Source organism: Streptomyces sp. NPDC003077 (assembly GCF_040611095.1).
GTDB lineage: Bacteria > Actinomycetota > Actinomycetes > Streptomycetales > Streptomycetaceae > Streptomyces.
In genome coordinates this window covers 1-18,639 of record NZ_JBEXNM010000063.1, presented here as the reverse complement: position 1 = coordinate 18,639, position 18,639 = coordinate 1, and the positions used below count along the sequence as shown (strand labels likewise).

At 71.2% G+C, this 18,639-nt stretch carries 15 protein-coding genes and 1 pseudogene; 11 read left to right on the top strand and 5 right to left on the bottom strand.

What is annotated here, in order from left to right; translation table 11 throughout:
* Positions 1-215 precede the first annotated feature (215 nt).
* Positions 216-992: a DJ-1/PfpI family protein gene (locus ABZX96_RS30350; protein ID WP_355550557.1), complete on the bottom strand. Its 777-nt coding sequence runs from the start codon at positions 990-992 to the stop codon at positions 216-218.
* Positions 993-1,328: 336 nt separating this feature from the next.
* Between ABZX96_RS30350 and ABZX96_RS30345 the strand changes: the two genes are divergently transcribed.
* Positions 1,329-2,417: a helix-turn-helix domain-containing protein gene (locus ABZX96_RS30345; RefSeq protein ID WP_355550555.1), complete on the top strand. Its 1,089-nt coding sequence runs from the start codon at positions 1,329-1,331 to the stop codon at positions 2,415-2,417.
* A gap of 129 nt (positions 2,418-2,546) precedes the next feature.
* Here the strand turns inward: ABZX96_RS30345 and ABZX96_RS30340 are convergent, their stop codons facing one another.
* Complete coding sequence (locus tag ABZX96_RS30340; RefSeq protein ID WP_355550553.1) at positions 2,547-2,813, bottom strand: GlsB/YeaQ/YmgE family stress response membrane protein; 267 nt, start codon at positions 2,811-2,813, stop codon at positions 2,547-2,549.
* A 391-nt stretch (positions 2,814-3,204) separates the two neighbouring features.
* On the opposite strand from ABZX96_RS30340, the gene ABZX96_RS30335 reads away from it, so the two are divergent.
* The 4 genes from ABZX96_RS30335 (at position 3,205) to ABZX96_RS30320 (ending at position 8,586) form a co-directional block, all read left to right on the top strand.
* Complete coding sequence (locus ABZX96_RS30335; RefSeq protein WP_355550551.1) at positions 3,205-3,789, top strand: TerD family protein; 585 nt, start codon at positions 3,205-3,207, stop codon at positions 3,787-3,789.
* A gap of 311 nt (positions 3,790-4,100) precedes the next feature.
* Complete coding sequence (locus tag ABZX96_RS30330; RefSeq protein ID WP_355550550.1) at positions 4,101-4,676, top strand: TerD family protein; 576 nt, start codon at positions 4,101-4,103, stop codon at positions 4,674-4,676.
* Between the two features lie 528 nt (positions 4,677-5,204).
* Positions 5,205-5,564 (top strand): metalloregulator ArsR/SmtB family transcription factor, encoded by a 360-nt coding sequence (locus tag ABZX96_RS30325; protein ID WP_355550548.1) that lies wholly within the window; start codon positions 5,205-5,207, stop codon positions 5,562-5,564.
* A 106-nt stretch (positions 5,565-5,670) separates the two neighbouring features.
* A complete protein-coding gene (locus tag ABZX96_RS30320; protein WP_355550613.1) occupies positions 5,671-8,586 on the top strand; it encodes an HAD-IC family P-type ATPase in 2,916 nt (971 codons plus the stop codon).
* Positions 8,587-8,609: 23 nt separating this feature from the next.
* Here the strand turns inward: ABZX96_RS30320 and ABZX96_RS30315 are convergent, their stop codons facing one another.
* Both ABZX96_RS30315 and ABZX96_RS30310 read right to left on the bottom strand, forming a co-directional pair.
* On the bottom strand, positions 8,610-8,819 hold the full coding sequence (locus ABZX96_RS30315; RefSeq protein ID WP_355550611.1) for a GntR family transcriptional regulator: 210 nt from the start codon (positions 8,817-8,819) through the stop codon (positions 8,610-8,612).
* Positions 8,820-9,024: 205 nt separating this feature from the next.
* Positions 9,025-9,243, bottom strand: coding sequence for a winged helix-turn-helix domain-containing protein (locus ABZX96_RS30310; RefSeq protein ID WP_355550547.1), 219 nt, complete (start codon positions 9,241-9,243; stop codon positions 9,025-9,027).
* A gap of 65 nt (positions 9,244-9,308) precedes the next feature.
* Between ABZX96_RS30310 and ABZX96_RS30305 the strand changes: the two genes are divergently transcribed.
* Both ABZX96_RS30305 and ABZX96_RS30300 read left to right on the top strand, forming a co-directional pair.
* Entirely contained in the window at positions 9,309-9,938 is a 630-nt protein-coding gene (locus ABZX96_RS30305; protein WP_355550545.1) for a hypothetical protein, read from the top strand.
* A 207-nt stretch (positions 9,939-10,145) separates the two neighbouring features.
* Positions 10,146-10,691 carry an NUDIX domain-containing protein gene (locus ABZX96_RS30300; protein ID WP_355550543.1) on the top strand — a complete coding sequence of 182 codons (546 nt, stop codon included), beginning with the start codon at positions 10,146-10,148 and terminating at the stop codon, positions 10,689-10,691.
* Positions 10,692-10,867: 176 nt separating this feature from the next.
* On the opposite strand, the gene ABZX96_RS30295 is transcribed toward ABZX96_RS30300, so the two are convergent.
* Positions 10,868-12,571: an LCP family protein gene (locus ABZX96_RS30295; RefSeq protein WP_355550541.1), complete on the bottom strand. Its 1,704-nt coding sequence runs from the start codon at positions 12,569-12,571 to the stop codon at positions 10,868-10,870.
* A gap of 167 nt (positions 12,572-12,738) precedes the next feature.
* Between ABZX96_RS30295 and tatA the strand changes: the two are divergent.
* The 4 genes and pseudogenes from tatA to alaS form a co-directional block, all read left to right on the top strand.
* A pseudogene (tatA, locus tag ABZX96_RS30290) lies at positions 12,739-12,969 on the top strand (Sec-independent protein translocase subunit TatA); the annotation flags it as partial.
* 540 nt (positions 12,970-13,509) lie between these two features.
* Positions 13,510-14,088: a TerD family protein gene (locus tag ABZX96_RS30285; RefSeq protein WP_355550539.1), complete on the top strand. Its 579-nt coding sequence runs from the start codon at positions 13,510-13,512 to the stop codon at positions 14,086-14,088.
* Between the two features lie 152 nt (positions 14,089-14,240).
* Complete coding sequence (locus tag ABZX96_RS30280) at positions 14,241-15,263, top strand: hypothetical protein (protein ID WP_355550537.1); 1,023 nt, start codon at positions 14,241-14,243, stop codon at positions 15,261-15,263.
* Between the two features lie 543 nt (positions 15,264-15,806).
* Positions 15,807-18,464 carry an alanine--tRNA ligase gene (gene alaS, locus ABZX96_RS30275; RefSeq protein WP_355550535.1) on the top strand — a complete coding sequence of 886 codons (2,658 nt, stop codon included), beginning with the start codon at positions 15,807-15,809 and terminating at the stop codon, positions 18,462-18,464.
* The last annotated feature ends 175 nt before the right edge of the window (positions 18,465-18,639 follow it).

Here is an 18,639-nt window from a genome sequence, read left to right as displayed (position 1 = left end):
GGCGGCATCCTCCTGAGGGAACGAGCCCCGGCGTAAGGGCGGTCGTCGCGGGCGAACTCGTGAGGTTACCGGCATTTCGCGCGAGTGCGTTCGTTTATCGGCGGGCAGGTGGTGGGGCTGGTTGCTCCACGGGCAGTCGCCTGCCCCGCCTCGTGCTCCGGAAAGCACCGCCAGGCCCCACCCCGTTCCTCCGTACCCTCAGGCCCCCGCTCGGTCTACGACATCGCCGACGTCCACACCGTCCCGCGCGCCTCGTACTCCGTCATCGTCTCCACCCCGATCGCCGCGTCCGCCCCCAGTTCGCGTCTGACCAGCCAGAGCCCCAGCTCCAGCCCCGAGCTGATGCCGCCCGCCGTGACGAGATCGCCGTCGTCCACCACCCGGGCGTCCTTGACGACGCCGCCCCGCGCCCGCAGCTCGTCCTTGGCCCCATGGTGGGTCGTACAGGGGCGTCCCTTGGTCAGCCCGGCGGCGGACAGCAGGATCGCCCCCGTGCACAGCGAACTGATCGTCAGCCCGCGGCGCGGCGCGGCGGCCAGCGCCCGGGGCAGCACGCCACGGTCGATCTCGGCCCAGACGCCGGGGCCGTTCCGGCGCCGGTAACCCCCGCCCGGCACGACGATCACGTCCGCCTGGTGCGGCGCCCAGCCGTGGTCCACCCGGACGCTGGTGCCGTAGGCACCGCGCACCGTCCCGGGCGCGCCCGCCGTGACGTAGCGGACCTCGACCCCGTGCGGGCTGTGCATGCCCGCGGCGGAGAAGATCTCGTAGGGGGCGGCGAAGTCCAGCTCCTCGACGCCGTCGAACATGACGATGTGTACGCGCCACGGCCCCTTCCGCCGCGACGCGGCAGCGGCCGTCGCGGTGCGTTCGGCGGCGGTGCGTTCGGCGGCGGTGGTAGCGGCCTGTGCGGTGGTCGCGGTCAGCGTGCCGGCCGCCGCCAGTGTGGCGGTGCCCGCGGTCGCACTGCGGAGGAAGTCCCTGCGTTCCACTGTGTGTCTCCTGTTGTCGGTACGGGGGTTTCGTACGAGGTCGGTCCGGGTTTCGTACGAGGTCCGTGCGAGGTCGGTCTGAGGTCCGTACGGAGTCGGTACGGGGGTGTGGGTTTTGTGGTGCGGGCGGCTGCCATGAGGCGGGTAGGCCCGCACCGGTGCCGCTGCTCCGTACGGGCAACAGCCCCCCGAACAGCGCGTATTCAGCCTCGCAACCGTTGGCAGGACCTGACAGCAGCGCGGATGACCAGGTCCGATAGGTTCCTGCCATGCACACGGTCGGTGGCAGGCACACGGTGGCAGGCACACGGTCGGTGGCAGGGCGAGGGACCGTCGGTGACAGGGGACGGTGACGGACGCCCGTTCGCCGACCGACGGCCGACCACGAGAACGGCCACGGGCACGGCCACGGGCACGCGCACGGCCACGGCCACGGGCACCCGCACAACCACCGGAAACCGGTCAGCCCTCCGCAGGCACACCGTCTCCGTCCTGGCCCCGAAGGGCGTCGTCGGCTTCGACCTGACCATGGCCTGCCAGGCGTTCGCCATCGCCCGCCTGCCCGATGGCTCGTCGCCTTACGAGGTGCGGGTCTGCGGCGACGACACGGTCGCCGTCACGGCTGCCGGGGTGCGGTGCTTCGAGCTGACGCCGCCGCATCCGCTGCAAGCGGCCCTGACGGCGGACACGATCGTCGTTCCGGGCCTCGAAGCCGGTGCCCACGCGCGTAACGAGGAGGTGTGCGCGGTGCTCCGGACGGCCGCCGCCCGGGGCATCCGGATCGCGTCCATCTGCACCGGCGCTTTCCTGCTCGCCGAGGCGGGGTTGCTGGACGGGAGCACGTCGACGACGCACTGGCGGGCGGCGGAGCGGCTGGCGCGGGAGTACCCGGAAGTGACGGTGGATCCGGGCATCCTGTTCGTGGACAACGGTCAGATGCTGACGTCCGCCGGTGTGGCGGCCGGTCTCGACCTGTGTCTGCACATCATCAGCCGCGACCACGGCGCGGCGGTCGCGGCCGGCGCGGCGCGTGCCCTGGTCGTGCCGCAGCGCCGGGACGGCGGCATGGCGCAGGTCCTCCACCACCCCGGCGCCGAGCAGCCGGATCCCCTCCACACCACGTTGGACTGGCTCCAGCGCAACCTGCACCGCCCCCTGACCCTCACGGCCATCGCCCGGCGCGCGGGGATGAGCGTGCGGCACCTCCACCGTCGGTTCAAGGCCCGGACCGGGGCCACACCGCTGCAATGGCTGTTGTGGGCCAGGATCGAACGGGCCCGCCAGCTCCTGGAGACCACCGACCTGCCGGTCGAGAACATCGCCGGCATCTGCGGCTTCGGCTCGGCGGTGTCGCTACGGACGCACTTCCGTCAGCGCCTGGACACCAGCCCGACCGCGTACCGCAAGGCCTTCCGCGCCGACTGAAGGCGACGGGCCGGGCACGTCATCCCCCGTCAGAACCGAGCTTCGGACGCGGATACCGATCCCGCGGATACCGATCCCCCGGATACCGATCCCGCAGATACCGATCTCCCTCCACGGAGACGGCCGCGCTCAATGGCGGGACGCCCGGGCGCGGTCGAGCAGGGTGACACCGACGGCGGCCAAACCGATCTGAATCAGCCACTCGATCCAGTCGACGCCCTTGGTGTCGGCCACGCCGACCGCCGCCGCGATGCCGGAGCCGACGAACGCTGCCGCGATGCCGACCAGGATCGTCCACAGGATGCCGATGTGCTGCCGGCCCGGAACGACGAGCCTGCCGAGTACGCCGATGACGATGCCGATCACGATGGCGCTGATGACGCCCGAAATCTCCATGTCGCCTCCATCTGGGGTGTGTGCGGTCATCCGTACGCGTGCCCGCTGCGAGCGCCGGACACTCCGGTCGGTGGTGCGCGGGCCCGCACTCGGCGGAAAACGGCGCGCACCGTGGCATTCGAGCCCAGGCCCGTCCAGTTGGCCCCGAAGCGGGGCACGAGCAGCCTCGCAACGTGACACGAACGGCCCCGGAGCGGGGCACGAATGGGCCCGTTGCACAGGTGGCTCGACGCGGACAGCTCCCCGCCCTATAGCGGACAGCTCCCCGCCCTTTACCAGCCTGTTCGGCCCAGTCTGTCTCTCTAGCCTTCTACACTGCTGTAGTTTCAAACCCTGGCGACGCCCGACGGCGTGGCTCGTATGAGCAGGTAAAGGGCGAGGAGGAGAAACCGTGGGCATCAATCTCTCCAAGGGACAGCGGATCAGCCTGGAGAAGTCCGATGGAGGTGCCCTGCGAGTGGTGCGCATGGGCCTCGGCTGGAAGGCGGCGCAGCGGCGCGGGTTCCTGGCCAAGCTGACCGGGCCCAAGGAGATCGACCTCGACGCCTCGGCGGTGCTCTACGCCGGGCAGCAGGCGGTGGACGTGGTCTTCTTCCAGCACCTGATCAGCGACGACGGTTCGGTGCGCCACTCCGGCGACAACCTCGTGGGCGGCGCCGGGCAGGGCGCCGACGACGAGTCGATCGTGGTGGACCTGGAGCACGTGCCGTCCCAGGTGGACCAGATCGTCTTCACGGTGAACTCCTTCACCGGTCAGACGTTCGTCGAGGTGGAGAACGCGTTCTGCCGCCTGGTGGACGAGAGCACCGGCGACGAACTGGCCCGCTACACCCTGTCCGGCGGCGGCACCCACACCGCGCAGATCATGGCCAAGGTCTACCGCTCCGGGAACGGCTGGCAGATGGCCGCCCTCGGCTCCCCGGCCAGCGGACGGACCTTCCAGGACCTGATGCCGGCCATCGCCGAGCACCTGTGACGGTCGGGCCGGGCTTTCTCGGGTCGGCCTTCTGAGTCCTATTCATTGGGTCGGCCTTCCGAGTCCGAGTCACCGCGAAGAACACTGTGGTCACTGCGGAGAACACCGTGGTCACCGTGAAGAACACCGTGGTCACCACGGAGAACACCGTGGTCACCACGGAGAACACCGCGCTCGGCCCCTGGCGGGCACCGCACCCGGGTCCCGGCCGATTCCAATATCTACAGTGCTGTAGATTCAAGGTCGGGATGCGAGGTCCGTCATGGGCCCGCAGTCCCGTACCGGAGCCGGAGCGCACCAGGAGGAGAAGCGTGGGAGTCTCACTGTCCAAGGGCGGCAACGTCTCGCTGAGCAAGGAAGCACCCGGACTGAGCGCCGTCCTGGTCGGCCTCGGCTGGGACGTCCGGACGACCACCGGAGCCGACTACGACCTGGACGCCAGCGCCCTGCTGTGCGACGAGAACGGCAAGGTCCTCTCCGACCTGCACTTCGTCTTCTACAACAACCTCACGAGCCCGGACGGCTCGGTCGAGCACACCGGTGACAACCTCACCGGCGAGGGCGAGGGCGACGACGAGACCGTCAAGGTCAACCTGGCGGCCGTGCCCGCCAACGTCAGCAAGATCGTGTTCCCGGTGTCGATCCACGACGCCGAGAACCGCGGCCAGAACTTCGGCCAGGTCCGCAACGCGTACATCCGCGTCGTCAACCAGGCCGGCGGCGCCGAGATCGCCCGCTACGACCTCACCGAGGACGCCTCCACGGAGACCGCGATGGTCTTCGGCGAGCTCTACCGCAACGGCGCCGAGTGGAAGTTCCGCGCGGTGGGCCAGGGCTACGCCTCCGGCCTGCGCGGCATCGCGGCCGACTTCGGCGTCAACGTCTGAGGTGGCCGACCGGCGCGCCACGCGCCGGTGACGGCTGACGGCCGTGGGGCGGGCGACCGCCCGGCGGCTGTCGGACGGACGGTCGCCGAACGGTCGCCGAACGGTCGCCGGGCGGACGAACGCCTGGCGGCCGTGTGGGCGGACGAACGCTTGACGGCCGTGGGGCGGACCAACGCCCGGCGGCCGTCGGACGGACGAACCCCCGGCGGCCGTCAGCCCGTACGGCCACCGACCACGACAACCCGACGACGACGAAAGACGAAACAAGAAAGCAAGACGGACAGACCGCCCCACCACCCCGACACCAAGCCCCCGTCACCAAGCCCCCGACACCGAGCCCCCGGCAACAGCCCCCAGGCCCGGCCTCAACACATCTCCACACCCCGCGAGACCAGCACCCCGGCGACGCCCGTCCCGGCCCGACCGGACGGGAAGGCGCACCCCACCGCCCCGTCACCGCGTGCACCACGCCCTAAACTGGGCCCTTGCCCAGTGAGGGTGACGTGCCATGTGGACGGGAGAGTAACGGTGGCCAGGAGCGCTGGTGACTTCGAGGACCCGCCCGCCGAGGTTCTGCACGAGGCCGCCGCGGCGTTCGGGCTGCTGGCCTCGCCGGCGCGGCTGCACATCGTGTGGGCGCTGGCACAGGGCGAGAGCGACGTCAGCGGGCTCGCGGAGCGGGTCGGCGGGGCGTTGCCCGCCATCAGCCAGCACCTGGGGAAGCTGAAGCTGGCGGGTCTGGTCCGGTCGCGCAGGGAGGGACGCCGAGTGGTGTATCTGGTTGACAACCCCGACGTGGTGACCATGGTCCAGTGGCTGATCGGGCAGCTCTCGGAGCGCACCGCTCCCGAGCGGTCCCCAGGGCACGTACGTGGTCTGGGCGCCTGACACCGCCGAAGGGCCCGTATCCGTCCCCACCGCCGCGCCGCGTTCCGGCGGCCCGCAGGCGGCCGAGTCCGCGCCGACGAGGAACACCGCCGCCGATACGGCCCACCTGACCGTGCTGGAAACGCTGCGCCGTCTGGACAGCGGGCCGCGCGGTCTGACGGAGGCCGAGGCGGAGGAACGCCTGGGCCGTTACGGCGAGAACACCGTGGCGGGGCAGCAGCCGCTGACCTGGCCCCGGCGGCTGCTGCGCAGCATGCGGGACCCGTTCACGACGGTGCTGCTGTGCCTGGGGGTGGTATCCGCCCTCGTCGCGTCCTGGGGCACGGCGTGTGTCATCGGCGCCTTGGTGGTGGTGAGCTGCGTGCTGCGGTCCGCCGGGGAGTACCGGGCCGACCGTTCGATGGCCGCGCTGCGGGAACTCGTCGCCACGACGGTGACCGTGCAGCGGCGCGCTTCACCCCGCGAGGCACCGCGTTCCCGGGAGATCCCCGTCGACCAGTTGGTACCCGGGGACGTCATCCGGCTGGGCCCGGGCGACATGGTCCCGGCGGACGTGCGCTTGCTGCGGGCCGGTGGGCTGACGGTGCATCAGGCGGCGCTGACGGGCGAGTCGGTACCGGTCGCCAAGCATCCTTTGGACGCGCCGCCGCCGGCCGTTTCGGACGCCCCGCGTCCATCCGCTTCGGGCACCCCACGTCCAGCCACTGCGGAAGCACCGTCAGTTTCGAACGCCCCGAACCCAGCCGCTGCGGAAGCACCGCGTCCAGCCGCTTCGAAAACCCCCTCGGCCTCGGACATCCCGAACCCATCCGCTGCGGAAGCACCGTCCCCCCACCCTCCACCGCTCCCCACCGACACCTCCCTGTTCGATCAGCCCCACCTCTGCTTCCAAGGCAGCAGCGTCGCCTCCGGCAGCGCGAGCGCGGTCGTGATCGCCACCGGCCCGGACACCCGGTTCTCGGGCACGTACCGGCGCGTGGGACGGCAGGGCCGGGACACGGCCTTCGACCGTTCCATGAACGGGGTCGCCTGGATCCTCATCCGCTTCATGCTGCTCACTCCGCCCCTGGTGCTGATGGCCGGGGCCGCGGTGCGCGGGCGGGGGCTGGAGACGCTGCCGTTCGGGGTGGCGGTGGCCGTGGGGCTGACGCCGGAGATGCTGCCGGTGATCGTCACGATCGCGCTGGCCAGGGGCGCGGCCCTGCTCGCGCGGGGCCACGAGGTGATCGTCAAACGGCTGCCGGCGCTGCACGACCTCGGCGCGATCGACGTGCTGTGCGTCGACAAGACCGGCACCCTCACCCAGGACCTCCCCGTCGTCGCGTGCTCCCTGGACGCCGACGGACGCGAGGACCCGCAGGTGCTGCACTGGGCGGCCGTCAACAGCTGGTGGACCCTGCACCTGGTCGATCTGCCGACCCCCGACGCGCTGGACGAGGCCATCCTCGACGCCGTCGAGAAGCAGGACGGCACGCGACAGGACGGGGAGCGGCAGGACGGCACGCGGCAGGGTGACGACCAACAGGACGCCGCCCAACAGGACCCCGATCAGCAGGACGCCAACCAACAGGACGCCGATCAGCCCGGCACGGCCTACGACCGGATCGCCGCCTACGAAGGCATCGCCGCCCTCCCCTTCGACCCCGTCCGCCGCAGTTCCTGCGCCGTGGTGCGCGATCCGGAGCATGCGGGCGGCCCTCACACCCTCGTCGTGAAGGGCGCCGTCGACGACGTTCTGAAGCGGTGCGTCCGGATGCGCACCGGCGGCGGGGAGGTGGAGTTGGACGCCGCCGCGCGCGAGCTCCTGCGTCACCGTGCCGCGGAACGGGCGGCCGACGGCCTGCGGCTGCTCGCCGTCGCGCTCGCCGAACGCCCCGCCCGCCTCGGCTCGTACACCGCGTCCGACGAGCGCGAGCTGACCTTCCTGGGGTTCGTCGGGCTGCGCGACGCGCCGGCGCCCACCGCCGCCGAGGCGCTGGACGGGCTGGCGCGCCGCGGCATCGCCGTCAAGGTCCTCACCGGCGACCACCCGGGCACGGCCGCCCGCGTCTGCCGCGACCTGGGACTGGACCCGGGCACCGTCGTCACCGCCGACCGGATCGACGCGCTCGGCGACGCCGAACTGACGGAGCTGGCCGCGCGCACGACGGTGTTCGCGCGCTGCGCGCCCGAGCACAAGGCCCGCATCGTCGGCGCCCTGCGCGCGGGCGGCCACACCACCGGCTACCTCGGCGACGGCGTCAACGATCTGCCCGCGCTGCACGCCTCCGACGTCAGCATGTGCCCGCGGTACGCCGTCGACGTGACCCGCGAGACGGCCGACGTGGTGCTGGCCGCGAAGGACCTCACCGCCATCGACCGGGCCGTCGTCACCGGCCGCCGCAGCACCGCCAACATCACGGGCTACCTGCGCGTCACGCTCTCGTCCAACTTCGGCAACGTGATCGCGATGCTCGCCGCCGGGCTGATGCTGTCCTTCCTGCCGATGCTGCCCGTGCAGGTCCTCGTTCAGAACCTGTGCTTCGACGCGGCCCAGCTCGCCCTGGCCTTCGACCGTCCGCCGCGGGACGCCGCGCGCAGGCCCGTCCTGCTGCGGCCCGGCGGCCTGCTCCGCTTCCTCACCCTCTTCGGGCTCCTCAACGCCGCCGCCGACCTGGCGACCTTCGCCGTCCTGACGCTGACCACGCGCGGCACCGGCCCCGAGGAGGAACAGGTCTTCCACGCCGGTTGGTTCACCGAGAACCTCCTCACCCAAGCGCTCGTAATGCTCCTGCTCCGCACCGGCCGCCGCCGCGCCGAAGGCCGCACCCCCGGCCCCATCCGCCTCGCCACCTGCGCACTCGCCATCGTCGGAGTGCTGCTGCCGCTCTCCCCCGTGGCACCCGTCCTCGGGATGACGGGCCTGCCGCCGACGTATTACGGCCTCCTGGCAGCCGTCCTCACCCTGTACGGGGCGGCGCTCGCCATCGTCCGGAACCGTTACGACCGGCGGCACGCGTCCGGCACGGCCGTCGCGTCCTGACGGCCGCTCCCGGTCCGGCCGCCTCAGCCGTCGTTCGGCACGCGGTCTTGCGGATCATCGCTGGGCGGTTGCTCGGCGACAAAAGACCCTTTGCCGCGCACGGTGACGACGAGCCCCCGTTCTCGTAGTTCCCGTGCCGCACGCCGGGCGGTGAGGCGCGCGACGCCGTACTCGTCGGCGAGGTGATTCTCCGAGGGGATGGGCCGGTCCGGCGCCAGTTCCCCGGTCGCGATCTTTCATGCGCTCGTGTCAGCCAACTGCGCGTAGAGCGGCCTGGCACTCATCGGGTCAAGCTTGGACAGCGGCTTCGGGTCAACTTGGACTGAGGCTTTTCCGTATCGCTCAGTGGTTTCTCCCGATCGCTCAGCGGCTTTTCCGTGTCACTCATACGCCCAACGTAGAGATGTACCGACCTCACCGATCGAGTGCGCGGCTCCTTCAGCCGTTCGGTGCGTGCTCTTCGGGGCCGTCGTCGGTCGGCTGCTTGGCTCGTACGAAGGTGCCCTTGACGGGGACGGTGATGACGAGCCCCTGATCACGAAGGTCGCGAACAGCCCGGCGAATGGTGTTGACCGCCACGCCGTACTGCTCGGCAAGATCACGTTCGGCGGGCAACCGGGCCCCGACCTGCAGAACGGTTGGGTGACACGCGCGCAACTCGGTGGCATCCCGCTCTGAAGCCCACCATCAGCCCGACCCGAAGGACGCAGTAGGTTGGCGGGATGAGCGATCAACGGGCTGTGGAGACGGCCTGGCACCGCCTCACGGACTGGCTGAAGGCGAATGCCCCGGTCTCATACGCCTCCCTGCTGCCGCCCGTCCCGGAGCAGACCATCGAGGCTGTCGACGCCCATCTGAGGCAGCACCTCGGCTTCGGTCTTCCCGCCGAGTTGGGCGATCTCTGGCGGCTGTGCGGCGGTGTGGAACACCAAGACATCGAGGCCAGTGCGGAAGCGGGCGAGGTCGGCTCGGGGGAGTTCTTGCCCGGCGGGATGCTGCTCGGCCCGGCGGATGCGCTCAGGGTGCGGATGCCCGAGGCCGGTCGCGGCGACGGGTGGGGCGCCGCGGTGGTTCCGTGGCTGAGCGGCGACATGGCAGGCCCCGAGTACGGGCACTACGTGGGCGCGGACGGCGTCGGCCGCTGGTCGATGCCGGACAACCTGGCCTGTGACGAGCCGAGCCATCCGTCGATCGCCGCTTACCTCGATGCCGTGCACCGCACGCTCACCGAAGGGCCGGCCGATGCCATGGGCCCGGATGTGCCCGGCCTGGTGTGGGGCTGCCTGATCTGGGACGACCCCGAGGAGCCTCGGTTGGACGACGCGCTGGAGCACTGGCACCCCGTCCACTGACCCTTGCCCCCGCCCGGGCCCGCCTGGCCGACGGGAAGGCCGCGCACGCGCCACCCGGGCTGATCGACGCGGCTCGACCCGGACGAGGAACCGCTGTGTCAGGGGGCGGACCATGGTGCCGGGAGGGGCGAAGCCACAGTGTCAGGAGGGGCGGAACCGCGGCGAACCCGGCCCGGCGTCGCGGGTACGGCCGCGATACTTGCCGCCATGACGTCCACACCCGACGCCGCGCCGACGCCGTTCTCCCACATCAAGATCCGCGTCGGCGCCTTGGTGTTCTGTGGCGACGACGTCGCCCTCATCCGCCGCGACCGCCCCGACGCCACCCACTACACCACCATCGGCGGCAACGTCGAAGAAGGTGAACCCCTGCCCAGCGCCCTCCGGCGCGAGCTCGCCGAAGAGCTCGCCCTCGACATCGACCAAGCCGACGGCGGCGACCTGATGTGGATCGTCGATCAGCGGGTCTCCCGTCCCGGCCCCACGCCGCCGCCGCGCAAGCTGCACCTGATCTACCGCTTCCACCTCACCCCGGATGTGCGCGCCCGGCTCGCCGTGCGGGAGTACGACGAGTTGCCCGACGGCACCCACGAACTCGGCACGATCGAATGGGTGGACTACCGCAAGACCATCGATCTCCCGTTGTTCCCTCCGCGGCTCGGCCCGGCGCTGGCCGCCCTGCCCTCCCCGCACGCCACCGTCGCCGACGCCGCACTCCCAGCCGTGACGGACGACAACTACACATGGCGTTAGGGCCTGTCTGTGGTTGTGATCACTGGCCTTCCAAGAGCAGCAGCCCACGGGGAATCCGAAGAGTGAGCCACCGCGATAGAGCCGTAAGTCCTGGTGATATCCGGCGCCCGCGATCTCCCGGCCCCGAGCGCCACCCCACCGCGCCCAACCAGGCGCTCTCAACGCACCCTTATCCGTTATCCGTACGACAGATCGGAGCACGGATCGTCATCGGCCGACCGGGCCGCGTCTGCGAGGCGGGCGGGGAGGTCGGTCGGGGTGGCGGAAGGGGTGGTCCCGGTCTCGGGCCGCTCGTCCGCGTATGACTGTCCCAGCGTGATGACGACGCCCGCGGTTGCGGCCGGTTCCAGTCGGCTGCCGGGGAAGAGCTGGGCGACGGTCTCGGCCTGATTCTTCTCGCCGGGGCCGTAGGTGACGAGGGTGCCGGTGTGGTCCTGGGTCGTGGCGGTGGCGGTGTGGGTGACGGTGAAGCCCGCGTCCTTGAGCGCGTCGGTGGCGCGGGCGCCCAGCCCCCGCACCGTCGTCCCGTTGTAGACGGCGACGGCGATGCCCGCGCCGGAGACGGTCGCCCGCGGAGTCGGGGAGGGGGACGAGGAAGCCGGGCCGTTCCCGTCGCCCTTGGACGGGCCTCCCGCGTCCTTGCCGTCCACCGTCCGGTCGGCCTTCAGCGCCGCCCACAGCGCATCGGCGTCCGGCTGGACGATGGCGACCCGGTTGCCCTGGTAACGCCAGGGGAGCGTGAGGAACTTGATGTCGTGGAGGTCGATGTCCTTCATCGACATGGCGAACGCGAGCAGCTTCGCGGCGGAGCCGAGCCCCGGGTCGACCGTCAGGGACTCGGTCGCGGCGTTCGCCAGCGGCAGCAGGGTCGTCGGGTTCAGGCCCTCCTCCTTGACCTTCTTGAACAGGCCGGAGACGAAGGTCTGTTGCCGCTTGATGCGGCCGATGTCGGAACCGTCGCCGATGCCGTGCCGGATCCGTACGTAGTCCAGGGCCTTCCGGCCGGAGACGGTCTGCGGGCCCTTGCCGAGGACGAGGTTCCCGCGCGAGCCGCGGTGGGGGTTCAGGTCGCCCTCGTACACGTCCTTCGGAACGCACACCGGCACCCCGCCGACCGCCGAGGTCATCTTCGCGAACCCGGCGAAATCGACGACCACGGTGTGGTCCACCCGCAGCCCGGTCAGCTTCTCGACGGTGTTCTGGGTGCAGGCCGGGTTGCCGTGCGCGGTTTCCCCCACGGAGAAGGCGGAGTTGAACATGGCGCTGGTACGGGGCTTCGTCCAGGAGCCGTCCGGCAGGCGGCACGGCGGGATGTCCACCAGGGTGTCGCGCGGGAGCGACACCGCCACGGCGTGCTTGCGGTCCGCGTAGACGTGCAGCAGGAAGGCGGTGTCCGAGCGGCCCACCTCGCCCTCGCCGCCGCCGAGGTCCTGATTGCCGCCCGACCGTGAGTCGGAGCCGATGACCAGGACGTTGCTGCCGCCCGCACCGGCCTCGGGACGGTCGCCGCTCACCCCGTCGGCGTCGAAGGTGGTGATGTTGCCGTCGAGCCGGAAGTAGATCCATCCGGCCCCGGCGACGAGCAGCACCAGGAACGACAGGCCGAGTATCAGGACGAGCCTCGCGCGCCGCGCCCGCTTGCGCCGCCGGCCACCGGCCCGGGGGCGGGGGCGGGAGCGGCCACCGGCCCGGGCGTCGGAGCGGTCACCGGTGGTCGGGGGGTCCGAACGACCGCCGGCCCGGGCGTCGAAGCGGCTACCGGACCGATCGCCGGAGCGACCATCCGTCCGATCGTCGGAGCGACCACCGGCCCGGATATCCGAGCGGCCACCCGCCCGACCGGCGCGGCGCTCGCCGCGCGCTTTGTGACTGTCCGTCATAGGAGCACCTTCATCCGCCTCGTCCATGCGGCCCGCGCGACAGGAGGCGGGTTGGGACCGATCAATGGTTGTACAGTTGCGCAATGTAGCAAGTAAGCAAGTGATGAAGTGAAGCGGCGGGCGGTCCTTGAGATCCCCGAAGCCTTGACGAGAGGAGGACGGGAGACGTGTTCTTTCGCAACGGCCTGGAGCCCTGGCACCTACTGGTCACCGGAATCGTGGTGATCCTGCTGTTCGGCTCCAAGAAGCTGCCCGACACCGCCCGCGCCCTGGGCAAGTCGCTGCGCATCCTCAAGAGCGAGACGCGGACGATGAAGGAAGAGCAGCAGGCGACGACGGCGACGGTGGTGGTGAAGGCGGAGGGGGCGACAGCGCAGGCGGAACCTTCCGCGACGCCTCCGGGGATGACGACCGCGACACCCTCGGGGACGACGAGCGCAGCACCCTCAGGAACGACGACCACAGCGCCCTCAGGGACGACGAGCGCAGCACCCTCAGGAACGACGAGCGCAGCACCCTCAGGAACGACAACCGCAGCACCTACAGGGACGACGACCTCGGCACCCTCAGAGACGACGGCCCCCGAACCGCGCATCATCCGTGTCGTCCCCGGGGGCGTCACTCCCACCCGGCCCCAGACCGGGCACGGAGACGCCCCCGCCTCAGCCGGTAACTCCGGCCCGCTCAAAGACTGATCCGCGCCCGCGCCCCGAACGCGCCCACAGCCGTCGCGCGACTCCGAGCCCCCGCCCCACTCCCCCGTAAAGCTCACCGCCCAACAAAGCGCACCACTCCACGACACATACTTCATGGATTGCGCAATCAGGGAACCATTACCGGGTGCCCCTCGTTGGACCAAGCGAGCGACGGCTCACGCGAAGGCGCCGGCCTTCCACCCCGCAGTTCCGTACTCGTGCACCGTAGGAGAGACAGCAGCCATGGGCGTCAGCCTCAGCAAAGGCCAGAACGTCGTCCTCAACCAGGACGGCACCCCGCTCGCGGACGTCACCGTCGGCCTGGGCTGGGACGCCGAGCCGACCGGCGGCGCGGCCTTCGACCTGGACGCGTCCGCCATCGTCTGCGGCCCGGACCAGAAGGTTCTCTCCGACGACCACTTCGTCTTCTACAACCATCTCACCAGCCCCGACGGCGCCGTACGGCACACCGGCGACAACCTGACCGGCGCCGGCGAGGGCGACGACGAACAGCTTCTGATCGATCTCGACCGACTGGACGACAAGGTCGGTCAGGTCGTCTTCACCGTCTCCATCCACGAGGCGGCGGCCCGCGGCCAGAGCTTCGGCCAGGTCCACGACGCGTACATACGTGTCGTGGACAACCTCACCGGCCGGGAAATGTGCCGTTACGAACTCTCCTACGACGCCGCCGGGGAGACCGCGATGGTCTTCGGCGCGCTCTACCGCCGCCAGGGCGAGTGGAAGTTCCGCGCCATCGGCCAGGGCTACGCCACGGGCCTGGCCGGCATCGCGACCGACTACGGCGTCAACATCGGCTGACCCGTCCACGTCACGGGCGGCGGGGGGTTTGGGGGCGGGCGCCATGTCGGCGGACGGACAGCCCCCAGCGACAGGGAGGGACAACCATGCAGGGACGCGATCAGTTAGGGCCACAAGGGCCACAGCTGCGGCCGGAGGACAGACACGTTTTCGTGGGGCTGGTGGACCGCGCGCTGGATTCCACGGAGATCCAGGAAGCCGTACGGCGCGCGGGCGGCGCGATCGATCCCGCCCGCCTGCGTACCCGCGCCCTCCGGCAACGCGCCACGATCGCCGGCGCGGCGGACACCGAGTACCGCGCCTACCTGCGGATGCTTGCGCAATCGGAGGGGGCGGAGAAGGCAGAAGGGACGGAGGAGGCGGAGGGGGCTGAGGGAATCGCGGGCCGACGGGAGCCGGCGAGCCCCGAGGCCCGTCCGGCCCATCCGGCCCGTCCGGCCTTCGGCAGCGGACTGGTGCCCGCGCTGGCCGTCCTCGTACCGACCCTGTCGGCCATCGCCGCGGCCGTGTTCCTGCTGATCGGCTTCGGGATGCGGCTCGTCGGGACGCAGGCCGAGTTCGCGGACGAGTTGGTGTTCGCGGGCTTCACGGCGGCCGGGGTGGCCGGCGTGATCGCGCTGGCCGATGTCGTCTGGCTGCTGAGGACGGCCCTGCGCAACCGGTCCACGGGGCAGCAGGGGGCTACTACGGGGGCCATTACGGGTGCTCCCGACACGGGCCGTGATGACGAAGAGAGCGGGGGCCGTGGGGAGGGTGACGACGCCGGATCCACCGTTCCGGCGAACGCCCACCCTGACGCGAACCCCGACGCGAACCCCGACGCAGCCGCCGACACGAACCCTGACGTGCGGCGGGCTCGCGACACCTGGCAGCAGGCCCTGCTGGAGCGCGGCATCCTCCCGTTCCTGCGCCGGCAGCTCGCAGCGACCGGCCCCGCGCCCAGCCCCGGCACCACTCCCAGCCCCGACCCCAAGCCCACCGGCCCCGGATACAGCGGCCCCGCCTTCGGCCGTCCGGAGTTCGGCCGCCCCGAGTTCGGCAGTCCTGAGTACGGCCGCCCGGGATACGGCCGCCCCGAGTTCGGCAGCAGCCCGGAATTCAGCAGCCCCGACTTCGCCAGCCCGGATTTCGCCAGCCCCGACTTCACCGGCCCCGACGCACCCCGTACGCGATAACCCCAACGCGACCCGGACGCGACACCCCCAACGCGCCCCGCACGCACACAAGCGACCTCGCGGGCACACAAGCAACCTCGCGGACACAAAGACACCCGCAAGCGCAAAGACACTCACAGGCACAAAGACACCCGCAAGCGCAAAGACACTCACAGGCACAAAGACACTCGCAGGCGCGAAGGCAAAGGGATCTCGCACAAGCAAGCGATCTCATCCCCCGACCGGTTACAGTAGGTGATACGGCAGGCGGCCACACCCGATGTGCCGACGCCCTGCCGTGTCGCCGACATGAGCACATGATCGTGTCGCCGACATGATCGCGTGAGCACGTGATCGTGTCGCCGACATGAGTACGTGAGCACCTGGGCGCACCTGGACACCCGGGCACCTAAGCAACGGATACGGAGTCATGGTCTACACCGTGGGGGCGCGAGCTATCTGCGCCGAGCTGGAGAACTGAGAACCACTCAGTCCTCGTTCTCGGCCCGGCTCGGCGTGTGATCCACCCCACCGTCCACGACTCTTCCGTGAGGCCATGCCGCCATGCGCTCGACGCAGATCCGCCAGACGTTCACCGATTTCTTCACGTCCCGGGGCCATCAGTCCGTCCCGTCCAGCCCGCTGGTGCCGGACGATCCGACGCTGCTGCTGGCGAACGCCGGGATGAACCAGTTCAAGCCCTACTTCCTCGGCGAGGTCGCCCCGCCCTTCCCGCGCGCCACCAGCATTCAGAAGTGCGCGCGCACCAGCGACATCGAGAACGTCGGCCGGACCAACCGGCACGCGACGTTCTTCGAGATGCTGGGCAACTTCTCCTTCGGCGACTACTTCAAGGAAGACGCCATCGCCTACGCCTGGGAGCTCGCCACCCAGGGTTACGGGCTGGAGAAGGACCGGCTCTGGATCACCGTCTTCGAGGACGACGACGAGGCCGAGCGGATCTGGCGCCGCGTGGGCGTGCCGGCCTCGCGCATCCAGCGGCTGGGCATGGTGGACAACTACTGGTCCATGGGCGTCCCCGGCCCCTGCGGGCCCAGCTCGGAGCTGAACTACGACCGCGGCCCCGACTTCGGCCGGGAGGGCGGCCCGGCCGTCGACGGCGAGCGGTACGTGGAGCTGTGGAACCTCGTCTTCATGCAGAGCGTGCGCGGTGAGGGCGACAAGAAGGGCGGCTTCCCGATCGTCGGAGAGCTCGCGCACAAGAGCATCGACACGGGGCTGGGACTGGACCGGCTCGCCGCCGTCCTCCAGGACGTCCCCAACGTCTGCACCACCGATCTGCTGCTGCCCACCCTCGGCACCGTCCAGAAGCTCGCCGAGCGCGACTACCCCGGCGAGGGCGAGGAGAAGGTCTCCTTCGAGGTCGTCACCGAGCACGCCCGGTCGATCGCCTTCCTCATCGCGGACGGGGTGCTGCCCGCCAAGGACGGCCGCGGTTACGTGCTGCGGCGGCTGATGCGCCGCTCCATCCGCCACGCCCGGCTGCTGGGCATCGACGGTCCGGTGCTGCCCGCCGTCACCGCGAGCGTGGTCACCCACCTCGGGGACGTCTGGCCCGAGCTGTCGGCGCAGGCGGCGCTGATCGAGCAGGTGGTCACCGCCGAGGAGGAGTCGTTCGGCCGCACCCTGGCCCAGGGCACGCGGCTGCTGGACGCCGCGATCAGCCGTACGCGCCAGGACCGGTCCGGGGCCCTGCCCGGCGAGACGGCGTTCGAGCTGGCGGACACGTACGGGTTCCCGCTCGAACTCACCGTGGAGGCGGCGCGGGACGCCGGGCTGACGGTGGACGAGGACCGGTTCGCCGCGCTGCTGGACGAGCAGCGCAAGCGCGCGAAGGCCGGGGGCAAGGCGAAGACCGCCGAGGCGCTGCGGAAGATGGACACCTACCGTGAGGTGGCCGCCGGTCTGCCGCGGACGGAGTTCCTCGGTTACGAGCACCTGACGGCCGAGGTCACGGTGATGGGGCTGCTCACCGGCGGGTCCGTGGCGGCCTCCGCCGGTCAGGGCGCCGAGGTGGAACTCGTTCTGGACCGTTCGCCGTTCTACGCCGAGGCCGGCGGCCAGATCGGCGACACCGGCACGCTGACCACCGGTGACGGCACCGTCGTACGGATCACCGACACCCGCTACGGCCTGGAGGGCTTCCGCGTCCACAGCGGGCGCGTCCTGCAAGGGGAGATCCGTACCGGGGACATCGGCGAGGCGCACGTGGACGCCGACCGCCGCAAGGGCCTGACGCGCTCGCACTCGGCGACCCACATCCTGCACGCCGTCGTCATGGCCACCCTCGGCGACCACGCCCGCCAGCAGGGCTCCCTGGTCGAGCCGGACCGGCTGCGATTCGACTTCGCGCACTTCGCCGCGCTCACGCCCGAGCAGCTCTCCCGTATCGAGACGGCCGTCAACGGACATGTGCTGGACGACCCGCACGTGCGGGCCTGGTACGCGGACCGCGCCGAGGCGGAGGCCGCGGGCGCCATCGCGCTCTTCGGCGAGAAGTACGGCGAGACCGTCCGCATCGTCGACATCGGCGACTTCTCGCGCGAGCTGTGCGGCGGCACGCACGTCGCGCACGGGTCCCAGATCGGCACCTTCCGGCTGCTGGGCGAGTCCTCCATCGGCTCCAACCTCCGCCGCGTCGAAGCCCTGACCGGCCACGACGCCCTGCACAACCTCGACACCGAACGCCGCCTGCTGCACGAACTGTCCGGCCTGCTCGGCACCCGCCCCGCCGACGCCCCCGGCATCCTGCGCAAGCGCCTGGACGCCCTGGCGGAGGCGCAGGAACGGCTCTCCCGCCTGCGCGCCGAGGAACTGCGCCACCAGGCCGCCCTCCTCGCCGACCGGGCCCGGCCCGCGGGCGAGGGCCGGCTCGTCGTCCAGCGGGTCACCGACATCGCCCCGGACGAGCTGCGCGGCCTCGCCACGGACACCGTCCGCCGCCTCCCCCACGGCCCGGCCGCCGTCATCCTCGGCACGGAACACGACGGCAAGGCCCTCCTCGCCGCCGCCGTCTCCCCCACCCTCCACGACACCGGCGTCCAGGCGGCCCGGCTCCTCACCACCGCCGCCCGCACCGTCGGCGGCGGCTCCGGCGGCCGAGGCCCCGTCGCCAGCGCGGGCGGACGCCATGCCGAAGCCCTCGATCGGGCGCTGGCGGTGGCGGGGGAGGAAGCGGGGCGGGTGATGGGTGAGGGATGAGGCCGCGCCATGTGGGGGTGCGCAGGCGTGGGGCTTAAGGGGCCGCGTACGGGAGTGAGAGCGGCTCCGGGAGGTTGCCCATAGCGGCGGCCTCGCCCCGCCGGACCGCGTACCGGTCACCGATCCCCCGGGCCGTACGTCGGCCACGGACCGTACGTCGGCCACGGACCGGCCG